The organism is Salipaludibacillus sp. CUR1, from assembly GCF_021028955.1.
Classification (GTDB): domain Bacteria; phylum Bacillota; class Bacilli; order Bacillales; family Salisediminibacteriaceae; genus Salipaludibacillus.
The window spans coordinates 1-12,510 of record NZ_JAIWPE010000058.1; the positions used below are offsets into that span (position 1 = coordinate 1).

Here is a 12,510-nt window from a genome sequence, read left to right on the forward strand (position 1 = left end):
ATAATTAATATCTTTATTTAAATGAATGTCTTCAAGAGCAGATACGATTTCTTTAAGGGAAGATGGATCATAACAGTCATAATTATCAATATCCAAATGTAAAACTGGAGATTCACTAAATTCAGCAATCCAATGGCTGTATCTGTTATATAAATCCTCCCAAAAAGTGACTGGGGTATTAATTTCCATTTCTCTGCCCCGGTTCTTAATACGATTCATAATGCTTTCGAAGCTGCCATCAATATATATCAAAACATCAGGTCTTGGAAAATACGGAGACATGACCATGGCTTCAAAAAGGGATGAATAGGTATTGAAGTCCCTGTCAGTCATATTTCCCTGATCATACTGCAGCTTTGCAAATATCCCCGAGTCTTCATAAATACTCCGGTCCTGGACGTAGCCTAAACCTTCTTCATACATTCTTTTCTGCTGTTTATATCTTTCGGCAAGAAAATACATCTGTAAGTGAAAGGACCACATTTTAAAATCAGAATAATAGTCTTCCAAATAAGGATTTCCATCCACTTTTTCAAAAGCAGACTTAAAACCAAGTGCTTCTGAAAGAGCCTGGGTTAAAGTTGATTTGCCAACTCCGACAGTTCCTGCCAGTGTAATAAGGGCACTGGCTGGAAGACGGTGATTAATTGGTTCCATATTAGCCACTCCAATAATTTATAATAATGAACGTTTATGAGTTAACGCGTAATCAATCTGATCAGTAATACGCTGAAAATCGCCATCTCTCTGAACAAAATCCATATTGTCCCCATTAAATGAAAGGACTGGGACATGCGGATAAACCCGGTTATGATCTCTCATAAATTGAGTGTAATCTGAAGAGAGCTGTTTAAGATAAGCAGGATCAATAGACTGTTCTATTTTTCTTCCTCTTAATTTAATACGGTCCAGCAGCGTAGGGAGACTGGCATGCAGATAAATAATAATATTTGGTTTAGGAAGATCGTCAGTTAAAATATTATAAATCCTGTCGTATTTTTCAAAATGGTGGTCTTTCAGCGTTTGTTTGGCGAATAAATGATTCTTAAAAATGTGATAATCACTAACAACAGGATGACCCTTTGCCAAATATCGAGTATATGTATCTTCCAGCTGTTTAAACCGGTTGCAGAGAAAAAACATCTCGGTTTGAAAACTCCACTCTTCAATATCTTCATAGAATTTTGAAAGAAAAGGATTTTCATCTACGATTTCTTTTAAGAGATAATAGTGATAATGCTCCGACAGCTTTGTTGCTAATGAAGTCTTTCCTACTCCAATCGGTCCTTCAATAGCAATAAAAGGAGCATCGAACTGGTTGCCCAATGGTGAGTTCCTCCTTGCAAGAATAATATAAAGTAAATAATAATGCAGAATCAGCTCGAAATTTAGCGGAAACATTCTTATTCTAACATAAATATCTCCTATTTGACTTTGACGGTATTAATTAATTCATGCAAATGACAGCCATAACTTAACATTGGGTTCTATCTATAGTATTATAAAATTGTAATCTGGATGTGTAAAAGGGGTGCTCATGTGAGTGGAAAAGTAAAAATTGTAACTGATTCGACCTTAGATATACCAAAAGAAGAAATAAAAGAGCTGGATGTCACTGTTGTTCCTTTGTCGGTAACAATTGACGGGACGTCCTACTTGGATGGTGTGGATATTTCATCAGCTGAGTTTTCAGAAAAGCTCGTAAAGGCAAAGGATATACCTCAAAGTTCACAACCTTCTGCAGGTTCTTTTCTGGAAGTGTATGATCAACTGGGGAAAGATGGATCTTCTATTATTTCCATCCATATGTCAAGCGGGATGAGCGGCACATATACATCTGCTAAGACTGCTTCAGAAATGACAGACAGTGAAGTCACGGTGGTGGACTCGCAATTTATTTCCGTTGCTCTGGGGTTTCAAGTGAGAGAAGCTGGAAAGATGGCTAACGAAGGAAAGAGTGTAGAGGAAATCGTTGAACGGCTGAAAGAAGTCCGTTCCAACAGTTCGCTGTACATCATGGTAGATACATTGGAGTATCTAATGAAAGGCGGCAGAATCGGAAAAGGCCGGGCTTTCGTCGGCTCCCTTCTGAAAATTAAGCCGATCGCTTCATTGGAAGATGGCGTTTACACCCCTGTAACAAAAGTAAGAACCCACATGCAAATGTTGAAATTTATGAAGAAAAAATTTCAGGAAGAAGCCCAGGATAAAGTTGTCAAAGGAGTAGGTATCGCTCAAATTGAAGCAAAAGATCTCGCGAGACAACTGAAAGAGTCGTTAAGAGAGGTCTCAGGATTTGATGATATTTCTATTATTGAGACTACCCCTATAATAAGTACACATACCGGGCCGGGGGCTCTTGCGTTAATGTATTACTTTGATGAAAAGTAAGGTGATCAGAAAGTACATCTGACATAAACAATTAAGAAGCTGCCTCAAGGACAGCTTCTTTTATTTCAGGTTAGTTTTTCAATTTTTACGGCACACGCTTTATATTCTGCTGTCCCTGAAATAGGGTCAAATTCATTAATGGTTAAGACGTTAGTCGGCACCTCGTTCCAGTGGAAACTCATAAATACGAGATCAGGCTGCACTTCTTCCGTCACTCTCGTTTTAACTGTTACTTCTCCCCGCCTTGAACTGACGCGTACATACTCTCCGTCAGCTAATGATAGCCGTTCTGCATCCACAGGGTGTATATCCACAGTTTCTTCAAATTGTTTTCTTTTAAGAGTATCAGGGTAATATTTTGTCTGAGTGTGTGTGTTGTAAGGCTCATACCTTCTGCCGGTGGTCAAGGTAAACGGATACTCTTCATCTGGCATTTCCACTGGTGCTGTGTAGTCTACTGGAGTAAACGGAGCTGTTTGTCTGTCGGCACCTTTTGCGTGAAGTTCCTGATGAATCAGGGCAGTTCCAGGATGCTTTTCATCCGGGCAGGGATATTGAAGGCTCAATTCCCTGTCTAAACGTTCATAAGGCATACCGCCGTAAAGATGAGGGGCGACTTCCCTTACTTCATTCCAAATATTTTCTGCTGAGTCATAATCCATCGGATAACCCATTCTTTCAGATATTCCGCATAATATTTTCCAATCATCGAGAGCATTTCCTGGAGCGGGAACTGCTTTTCGTACACGCTGGATCCTCCGGTCAGTATTTGTATATGTCCCTTCCACTTCCGCCCAGCCTTTTGCAGGGAGGACCACATCTGCAAGCAGAGCGGTTTCAGTCATAAAAAGATCCTGAACGACCAGAAAGTCCAATTTTTTAAAAAGTTCGGTCGTATGGTTTTGATGCACATCAGCTACAATAGGATTTTCACCAATTACATATAAAGCTTTCATTGACCCGTCTTCCATTTTTTCAAGCATGCCTGTCTGTGTTTTACCAACATCGGGGTTTATCTCCCGCCCCCACATTTTTTCGATTTTATTCCTGTAGGGTTCATCTGCAAGAGGTATGCCACCCGGAAGCTGATTAGGCAGACATCCCATGTCCCCAGCCCCCTGGACATTATTCTGTCCGCGCAGAGGCATAATTCCAGTCCCTTCACGTCCAATATGGCCGGTAATAAGAGCCATGTTAGCAATATCAAAGACATTGTTAACTCCGCAATGGTGTTCAGTAATACCAAGTGTATAGCAGATCAATGCCCGGTCTGCCTGAGCATAAAGTCTGGCAGCTTCAATAATGTCTTCTTGTGGAACACCGGTAATAACTTCTGCTGTGGCGGGAGGGTAATTGGCAACATGCTGTTTAAGTTCCTCGAAATTCAATGCTGTCTGTGTCACAAAATCTTCGTTGTACCACTTATTTTCAATTATGACATTCATCATGCTGTTCATTAATGCGATATCTGAACCTACTTTAAGAGGCAGATGCATCTCTGCTGATTTTGTCATGCTTATTTTTCTCGGATCAATAACTATTATTTTTAAACCTTTCTTTGCAGCTTTCTTCATCCTGTTAGCAATAATCGGATGAGCATCCGCCGTGTTAGAGCCGATTAACAGCAGCACATCTGCTTTTTCTACGTCCATAATTGAACTGGTTGGAGCACCATTTCCGAATACAGTCGCCAGACCGGCGACAGATGGAGCATGTCATGTCCGGTTGCAGCCATCAATATTATTAGTCCCCATGACAGCCCTTGTAAATTTCTGGGTGACATAATTAACTTCATTCGTCGCTCGGGCACAGGCAAACATGGAGAAGGCATCCCCACTGAATTGTTCTTTTATTTGCGTGAGCTTGTTTGCAATGAAGGTCATAGCTTCATCCCAGGAGGCCTTTATAAATTCCCCGTTCTTTTTTATTAGAGGTGCCGTCAGACGGTCTTCTGAATGAATGTAATGATAACCGAAGGCTCCTTTTATACACGTTTGCCCCTGGTTTACCGGTGCGGATTTATTTCCTCTTACACGAATAATCCGGTCATCTTCAGTTTCTATTGTTAAACCGCACCCTGTACCGCAGTAACCGCAAGTTGTTTCAATTTGATTTTTGACAGGCATCTTTTTCAGTCCTTTCCTTGAAGTCTTAAAACTTTTCTATCTATTAATTTTATCATTTTGTGATAACGCTTTCTTGAAAAATAAATGGAGATTCGATGAACTATTTATACGATAATGTATAATTAATTGAGCATGATTTACCATTTAGATACAATAGAGTGAGAATAACCAAGGAGGATGAGTGCAAGTTGGAAAAGGCAGGACTAGTATTAGAAGGAGGGGGAATGAGAGGCGTCTTTACAGGCGGAGTATTAGAATACTTTATGGAACAAAACATCCATTTTCCGTATATCGTGGGGGTATCTGCTGGTGCATGTAACGCGGCTTCATATATTTCCAGGCAGGCTGGACGCAATAAAGCTGTGACTATAGGATACGCACACCATCCCGATTACATTTCTGTAAAGCGCCTCGTCCGTTCCGGTGAATTATTTAATATGGACTTAATCTTTGACCGGATTCCCAATAAAGAACACCCGTTTGATTATAAGGTATTTTTTAATTCTGAACAGTATTTTTATGTAGGGGTCACCGATTGCCATACAGGTGAAACAATCTATTATGAGAAACAGGAGCTTGAAAGTGCTTTTAATAAAGTACTAAGGGCTTCCTCATCTCTTCCAATGGTTGCGCCTGTTGTGGAGCATGAAGGCCGTTGTTTGCTTGATGGGGGAATCAGTGACCCTATTCCTTTAGAGCGTTCAATGGAGGACGGCAATCAAAAACATATTATCGTGCTTACACAGCCAAGAGGGTATTTGAAAAAACCTGCGAAAAGAGGGATGTGGTATTTTACGAGAAAATATAAAGACTACCCGGGACTGGTTGACGTAGTGAAACAGCGGTCGAATATTTATAATAAACAGCTGGACCTGGTTGAAAAAATGGAAAAGGAGGGTAAAGCTTTTGTGTTCAGGCCTGACCATCTACACGAGGTGACCAGGCTGGAACGAAAAAAGGACAGGCTTGAAGCCTTGTACCACCATGGTTACGAAATAGCTAAAAATCAATTTGACCAATTATCGGAGTTTTTAAATAGATAGATATAAAGACTGGAGGGTATTCTATGATTTCATTTGGAAAGCCGGAAGTAGAACAATTTTTTAAAACCTATAATATTACTAATTTTACTTTGACAAAAGACGAAAAAAAACTTTTATTTACTTCTAATTTAAACGGAAGCATGGCTGTTTGGGCAGTGGACCCCGACCGTCCTTTTCCTTATCTTTTTTCTGACAGTGGACAGGCGGCCAGTTTCCTGGAAACAGACCCGGAAAACCGGTATATTCTGGCAGGTTTTGATAATGAAGGTGACGAAAATTATCATATTTATGCTCTGCCGTTTGAAGGGGGAAAAGCTAAAAAACTTATAGGCGGAAATGAAGGTAAAGGAAAGTATTTCTTTTCCCGCTTGTCAGAAGACGGGAAACGAGTCTACTATTCTACTAGCGAGGGGAATCCTCAATTTTTAAACTCATATGTCTACAGTATTCCGGATGCCTCACACACTTTAATTCACGAAGGAGAAGAAGCTCCTAGTTATATTACAGCTGTTTCAAATGACGAAAGGTATATTATCATAACCAAGATGTTTGCCAATACTTATAAGGTCGGTTATATAAAAGATACTTCGACAGGGGAAGCCTGGGCATTAACTGAAACTCCGGAAGAGGAGCATGAATTTTCAGATGCTGTTTTTTTATCAGCCAGTCAAATCGTTTATGTAACTAATGAAAACAGTGAATTTTCCTATGCAGTCGTTTATGATTATATGAAGAAACAACCCGTCCAGACTCTTAAACTTGAGGGGGAAAGTATCGAGCAAGTAAAGTGGGACAAACAAAACCGCATGCTTTATATTGTCTCAGCTCCTGGGGTGGAAGACCGGCTCTACAAGTGGGGCTTTACGGAAAATGAGCCGGTACGGGTCGACTTGCCTGTTGACACTCTGGATCAGTTCACTATATCCGCTGAGGGAAGCCTCTATATTCTGGGCCGGTCAAGCACACAGCCTTTCAATATATTCAGACGGAAAAAAGGGACTTCGTGGGAAGCGGTAACAGATAACAGAGTTATGGGAATTAACGAAGACCAGATGGTGTCGCCTGAAATTGTCTCTTACAAAAGTTTTGACAATAAAGAAATTGAATCACTATGGTTTAAAGCTAAGAAAGAAAATGATAATGGACATGTTATTTTCTGGCCGCATGGAGGACCTCAGGCGGCCGAGAGAAAAATGTTCAGGTCAATGTTCCAGTCGTTTCTTAACAGGGGTTATTCTATCTTTGCACCTAATTTCCGAGGGAGCACCGGCTACGGAGCGACATTTAAAAAGCTGGTGGAACAGGACTGGGGAGAGGGGCCCCGTCTTGATTGTGTCGAAGGCATTGAGTGGCTTTTTAAGACGGGAAAATGCGACCGCGATAAACTGTTTATTGTTGGAGGGAGTTATGGAGGGTACATGACGCTTCTTCTTGCCGGGCGCCATCCTGACTATTTTAAAGCCGTAGTCGATATTTTTGGTGTGTCAAATTTATTTACTTTTATTAATTCAGTGCCGGATCATTGGAAGCCGATTATGAACCGGTGGGTAGGTGATCCGGAAAAGGATAAAGACAGGTTAACGAAAGATTCACCTATCACTTATTTAAGTTCGATGACACAGCCGATGTTAGTTATCCAGGGAGCAAACGATCCAAGAGTAGTACAGGAAGAATCAGATCAGATAGTAAACGCTCTTCGTGAACAGGGGACAGCAGTTGACTACCTGGTACTTGAAGATGAAGGACATGGTTTTTCCAAAAAGAAAAATGAAATAACCGTATATGAAAAGATTCTGTCATTCCTGGATAAACATAAATAAACCTTTCTTCAGTTATTTTAAGCACCCTGAATTTTAGAAATGAGCTAAAATTCAGGGTGCTTTTTGTTTTGGTTCTTTAAAATCGCTGCGGTGATTAAACATCCATCCCTCACAAGCTGGAGCACAAATGCGACAGAGGTCATTGGATTTTCAGAAAAATGATTTTCCGCTTGTTCTCTGCGGTTATCCGCCGCAGGGAATAGGTGGCCTTTCATGTCATAATCACTTACCGCATGTTAAAATGAAGAAGGATAGGATCTAAAATCAGCAGTATAGTGAGGGAAACAGGATGAACCGGGCTAAAAGTTACCGTATATTAATTATTCTTCTATTTTTTGCATTTGTAAGTTTATTATCGCGCTCATTAGTTTATTTAGTGATTTCAATTACGATCGCTGTGCTTATTATTGTTCTCTTAAGCAGGGACGTAAAAGAGCGGGAACGGAGAAGCGATGAGAAAAGTTTGGGGAACATGGCAGGGAAAGGTAATGGGAGCCATGAAAAAAAAGACACAGGTTCTCCTTTATTATACGTTTTCCCTATCCTCTTTCTTGCTTTGGGGGCTCTAATGGCTTCCTATGGTTTCTCTGGATATTTTGATTTAGAAGGGATTTTTCATAAGCTTGGCTGGATGAGTCCTGAACCCTTTGTCCATATAGTATTTTTATTAGTGGGAATATTACTTGGTCTTTATGGTTTGACAGCTTTATTAAAAAAATGGCTTAGTTAATCCGCATATATAAAGCAGTAACCCGGGAGAGCTGAGTGCTGTCCCTTTTCATTTTCTCATCAATTGCGCTATAATGATATTTTGATTCCCGAAATACATGGAGAAAGTGTATGTGATTATTATGCAAAAACGTAATCTGCTTATCATGTGGATAGCCAACTTTTTTGTAGCTGCGAGTGCCACTATGGTCTTGCCGTTTATTTCTTTATATATTGAAACATTCGGCTCTTTTTCTGATGCCTACGTCCAGAGATGGTCAGGGTTTATATTTGGAATCACTTTTCTGGTGGCATTTTTTGTTTCTCCACTGTGGGGCCGTTTCGGTGATAAATTCGGCCGAAAAAAAATATTATTAATTACAGGCTACGGCATAGCTTTATCTATCTTTCTGATGAGTTTTGTAAATTCTGTAGAGGGCCTTTTCATATTAAGGATGTTTATGGGAGTAGTCACAGGTTTTATTCCCACCTCTATGGCTTTGATTTCGGCTCAGACCGAGAAAGAAATCGCTGGAAAAGTACTTGGAACATTGCAGATGGGTACGGTTTCCGGAGGCCTGTTCGGTCCTCTTCTAGGCGGACTTCTTGCTGACTCTGTCGGATTCACCTATACTTTTTTTATAACCGGCCTTGTCATCAGTCTTGCAACTACCTTTGTTTTATTCGGTATTAAAGAAGTGACGGTTAAAGAAGACCAAGCCAAGCAGCCTAAACGTACGATGAAAGAAGTAATTCAGTATGTACTGGCAGACCGGATTCTGGTTATGGTTATGGTCGCTTCTCTCATAGTACAGACGGCTAACTTCAGTATTCAGCCTCAGTTAGCCCTTTATGCAGGGCAGCTGGTAACAACAGAAAATATAGCTTTTCTTGCAGGGCTTGCTTTTTCAGTAACAGGACTCGGTAATCTTATTGCCACAAGGTTCTGGGGGATCCAGGGAGACCGGGTCGGGCATGCGCGTATTCTTCTTATTTGTTTAATAATTGGCGGTATATTTTTTCTTCCTCAAGCATTTGTTACAAATATATGGCAGCTGGTTATTCTCAGATTTATTTTCGGAATGGCAATAGGGGGCATTATACCTTGTGCCACCGCCTATATACGCCAGGCAGTCCCTGTTTCAATGCAAGGGGAAGTGCTTGGATATAATCAGAGTTTCAGATTTTTAGGAAATGTGGCTGGTCCGGTTACAGGCGGCGTGGCAGCAGGAATCGCAGGTATTTCATCTGTGTTCTATCTGTCTTCGCTGTTATTCTTTTCCGCTGCTCTTATGCTGTTTATAATTCTTAAAGCGCACGCCCGTAAGTTAAATATGAAAAAAGGTATTTCTGTTAATGAATAAAGGGTATATTTTCTGATAGCATGTGACGAAAAGCAAGTGTATTGAAATACCAGTCCGGCTTTTAATAGATTAAAAGTATCTAAAAAAGGAGGATCCAGCCGTGGTTTTGACAAAAAAAGAGAAAAAACTGCTTATCAGAGTTTTAAAGAAAGAAAAGCGCCGGGTTTTCGGATCTAAAGAAAATAAGCAGGAAATCAGCCAGCTCATAGACAAACTGGAACAAAGCACTAGAAATGAGAAGGTTAATGAAGTCAATCCTTCCAAGTTATAATTATAAAAGAAGTTTCAAAGTTTAAATTAAGCTTTGAAACTTCTTGTTTTAATAAATTGATTAAATCCAGTCAAAAACTGTATATTTCACAAATTCGTAAAAAAATTTCGGGGATTTTGTGAAAATATTAACAAAGTCCTTTTACACCTTGCATTTTTCATTTAAAGTCATAGTAGGAACAACAGAGACGATGATTTGGAAGGTGGTATTATTATGAAACAAAAAAACAGGTGGTTAATAGCCTTATCAGCGGTAGCCATCCATTTATCCATTGGATCAGCTTACGCCTACAGTGTATTTCAAAATCCTTTAGCAGCCCAGCTTGGCTGGGAACAGACACAGGTCTCCCTTGCTTTTACGATTGCAATTTTCTTTCTGGGCATATCAGCGGCTTTTTTTGGACCGTTTGTAGAAAAAAAAGGCCCAAGAACAGCGGCATTGTGTGCAGCCGTCCTGTTCTCTGCCGGATTAATCGGTTCTGGAATTGCTGTACAGATAGAGTCGCTCGCTCTTTTCCTGTTTTCTTACGGGGCTATAGGTGGTATGGGGCTTGGGCTGGGATATATTTCACCGGTTTCCACGTTAGTCAAATGGTTTCCTGACCGCCGCGGATTAGCGACAGGCATGGCAGTATTCGGTTTTGGAGCTGGGGCATTAATCGCCAGTCCTATAGCTGCTCAGTTAATTGACACTGCTGGTATTTCTGCGACTTTCTTTATTCTGGGAGCTACCTTTTTTGTATTAATGGTTTCAGGAGCACTTTATATTGCAAGACCTCCTCAAGGATGGAAACCTAAATCAATGCTTGAAAAAGAAGAAAAACAGAAGGCCCCTGTAAAAGAAGATTTAGCTCAGTTAACTGCTAAAGAAGCAGTCAAGACAAAACGTTTCTGGATGCTTTGGGTCATGATGTTTATAAACATATCAGTAGGAATTATGCTTATTTCTGTTGCGTCTCCAATGGCGCAGGAGAAAGTCGGGATGACGGCAATTGCTGCAGCAAGCCTGGTAGGAATTATGGGGCTGTTTAACGGAGGTGGAAGGATTGTGTGGGCCTCTGCCTCAGACTATATTGGCCGCGCGAGAGTTTACACTATCTTTTTCACTGTTCAGCTTGCAGCATTTCTTATGCTTCCTACAGTTACAAACGCCATTTTATTTCAAGTGTTAGTGTTAATTGTTATTTCTATTTACGGCGGCGGTTTTGCTTCTCTTCCTGCTTTTATAGGCGATCTGTTTGGCACGAAGCAGCTTGGGGCCATCCACGGTCTCCTTTTGACCTCGTGGTCAATGGCTGGGGTAGTCGGACCAATGGTCGTCTCGTATGTCAGAGAGGTTACAAACAGTTACAACCTCACCTTTTATATTTTTGCCGGTTTCCTGTTAGTCGCTTTTATAACTTCTCTTGCTATGGCTAAAAATATCAAAGAAGTAAAAGAAGAGAAACGAGTTAAGAGGGTACAGACAAAAATGGCATAAAATTATATATTTTCTTTTGCGGTGCCCCCAATTATCGGACCTGGTCTGGTATTTGGGGGTTTAGCATTTTTAAACAGTTTTTCACTCTTTAATCTTTTAGGAAATAGGTGTATACTGTGTAATGTTATGAATAAATGTGAGAAAATATTTTTTCTGATACCGCTTTTTAAAGAAGCGGTTGCTTGCTTTAATGCATGAAAGTTGATACCGGATAACCTTCCCTTTATTGCTATGCTTACAAAAAGGAATCTGCCGGTATTCTGTGCCAGTTAGTAAAGGGGATGAGAATGATTAGACGTTTTTGGAACTTACTTGTTAAATATCATATACGCACTGTTATAATTATTACTCTTGTTGTAAATATGCTGGTCATCCTGCTGTCCTTCCTTCCTGGGTATGTAGGAGATTTCCCTTACTGGGTAACACGGCTGCCTCTGTTAAACGCCGTATTAAACTCGTTTACTTTTATTTTTCTGATGCTCGCTTTACTGGCCATTCTCAGGAGAAAAATTATACTGCATCAGCGCTTTATTTATGCGGCTTTTACTACCACTGCTATATTTCTTATTTCATATGTAATCTTCCATTTTATGGCTGAGTCAACTCCTTACGGAGGGACTGGATTTATTGCAGGCTTTTATTATTTTATTTTAATTACACATATAATACTGGCAGCAGTCATAGTTCCTTTAGCTTTAATGAGCTTTTTTACAGGGTATAAAGATATGAGGGCGGTGCACCGGAAATGGGTCCGCTGGACAATGCCGTTATGGCTTTATGTGAGCGCAACAGGCGTGCTCGTATATGTTATGATCTCACCTTATTATACGTTTTGATTTTTGAAGAGGCTGGACAAAAGAATAGTAATTAAAAGCCGAACAAATTTTATGATTTTTGTTCGGTTTTTTCGCTTTTGTACTTACTCTGATAAATAGTAATGGCAGTGATTTCAGTCCGTCAGGCGGACGCTTGCCCAGGGGCTTGTCTTTAGCTAAATCCAACTCAGCCTGGAGCTTCGTTGAATTGGATCTTCAGACTGCGCTTAATCCCTGTGGCGTCGCCGCCTTCTGTCCTTCAATCAAAAAAAGCTAAAAAATGATGAGGTTCAAAAATTACGAGACGCCTGCAGGAAAAGCATCTTCTGAAGATCCCGCAGGCGATGTTTGCCGAGGAGCTGAAGAGATGCCTGCGGCAAGCGAGTGCGTTTATGAACCTCATCTCATCTTATGGTCTATTGTGAATTCATTCTTCGGTTATCCTGGATTTAATTTAGTTTTGTTTCAGCCTTTTTATTAAAGGCATGCTGTG

General features: G+C 40.4%; 12 protein-coding genes. 9 read left to right on the top strand and 3 right to left on the bottom strand.

What is annotated here, in order from left to right; genetic code table 11:
• The coding region (locus K8O68_RS12320; protein ID WP_230897178.1) for a deoxynucleoside kinase at positions 1–657 on the bottom strand (657 nt) is incomplete at its 3' end.
• A gap of 18 nt (positions 658–675) precedes the next feature.
• The gene (locus tag K8O68_RS12325) at positions 676–1,326 is read right to left on the bottom strand and encodes a deoxynucleoside kinase (protein WP_230897179.1); all 651 of its coding nucleotides are present in this window, start codon (positions 1,324–1,326) and stop codon (positions 676–678) included.
• Between the two features lie 213 nt (positions 1,327–1,539).
• On the opposite strand from K8O68_RS12325, the gene K8O68_RS12330 reads away from it, so the two are divergent.
• Entirely contained in the window at positions 1,540–2,391 is an 852-nt protein-coding gene (locus K8O68_RS12330) for a DegV family protein (protein ID WP_370640525.1), read from the top strand.
• A 65-nt stretch (positions 2,392–2,456) separates the two neighbouring features.
• On the opposite strand, the gene fdhF is transcribed toward K8O68_RS12330, so the two are convergent.
• Complete coding sequence (fdhF, locus tag K8O68_RS12335; RefSeq protein ID WP_230897181.1) at positions 2,457–4,517, bottom strand: formate dehydrogenase subunit alpha; 2,061 nt, start codon at positions 4,515–4,517, stop codon at positions 2,457–2,459.
• A gap of 188 nt (positions 4,518–4,705) precedes the next feature.
• Here fdhF and K8O68_RS12340 point away from each other — a divergent pair, with 188 nt between their 5' ends.
• The 8 genes from K8O68_RS12340 to K8O68_RS12375 all read left to right on the top strand — a co-directional run bounded on the left by K8O68_RS12340 (position 4,706) and on the right by K8O68_RS12375 (position 12,498).
• Entirely contained in the window at positions 4,706–5,560 is an 855-nt protein-coding gene (locus tag K8O68_RS12340; RefSeq protein ID WP_255717186.1) for a patatin-like phospholipase family protein, read from the top strand.
• Between the two features lie 23 nt (positions 5,561–5,583).
• Positions 5,584–7,380: a S9 family peptidase gene (locus tag K8O68_RS12345; protein ID WP_230897182.1), complete on the top strand. Its 1,797-nt coding sequence runs from the start codon at positions 5,584–5,586 to the stop codon at positions 7,378–7,380.
• A gap of 289 nt (positions 7,381–7,669) precedes the next feature.
• On the top strand, positions 7,670–8,110 hold the full coding sequence (locus K8O68_RS12350) for a hypothetical protein (protein WP_230897183.1): 441 nt from the start codon (positions 7,670–7,672) through the stop codon (positions 8,108–8,110).
• Between the two features lie 121 nt (positions 8,111–8,231).
• On the top strand, positions 8,232–9,452 hold the full coding sequence (locus tag K8O68_RS12355) for an MFS transporter (protein WP_304619394.1): 1,221 nt from the start codon (positions 8,232–8,234) through the stop codon (positions 9,450–9,452).
• Between the two features lie 100 nt (positions 9,453–9,552).
• Positions 9,553–9,723 carry a hypothetical protein gene (locus tag K8O68_RS12360; protein ID WP_177174130.1) on the top strand — a complete coding sequence of 57 codons (171 nt, stop codon included), beginning with the start codon at positions 9,553–9,555 and terminating at the stop codon, positions 9,721–9,723.
• A gap of 213 nt (positions 9,724–9,936) precedes the next feature.
• Positions 9,937–11,202: an L-lactate MFS transporter gene (locus K8O68_RS12365; RefSeq protein ID WP_230897184.1), complete on the top strand. Its 1,266-nt coding sequence runs from the start codon at positions 9,937–9,939 to the stop codon at positions 11,200–11,202.
• A 281-nt stretch (positions 11,203–11,483) separates the two neighbouring features.
• The gene (locus K8O68_RS12370) at positions 11,484–12,038 is read left to right on the top strand and encodes a DUF420 domain-containing protein (protein WP_370640526.1); all 555 of its coding nucleotides are present in this window, start codon (positions 11,484–11,486) and stop codon (positions 12,036–12,038) included.
• Between the two features lie 259 nt (positions 12,039–12,297).
• Positions 12,298–12,498, top strand: coding sequence for a hypothetical protein (locus K8O68_RS12375; RefSeq protein ID WP_230897186.1), 201 nt, complete (start codon positions 12,298–12,300; stop codon positions 12,496–12,498).
• Positions 12,499–12,510: the final 12 nt, after the last annotated feature.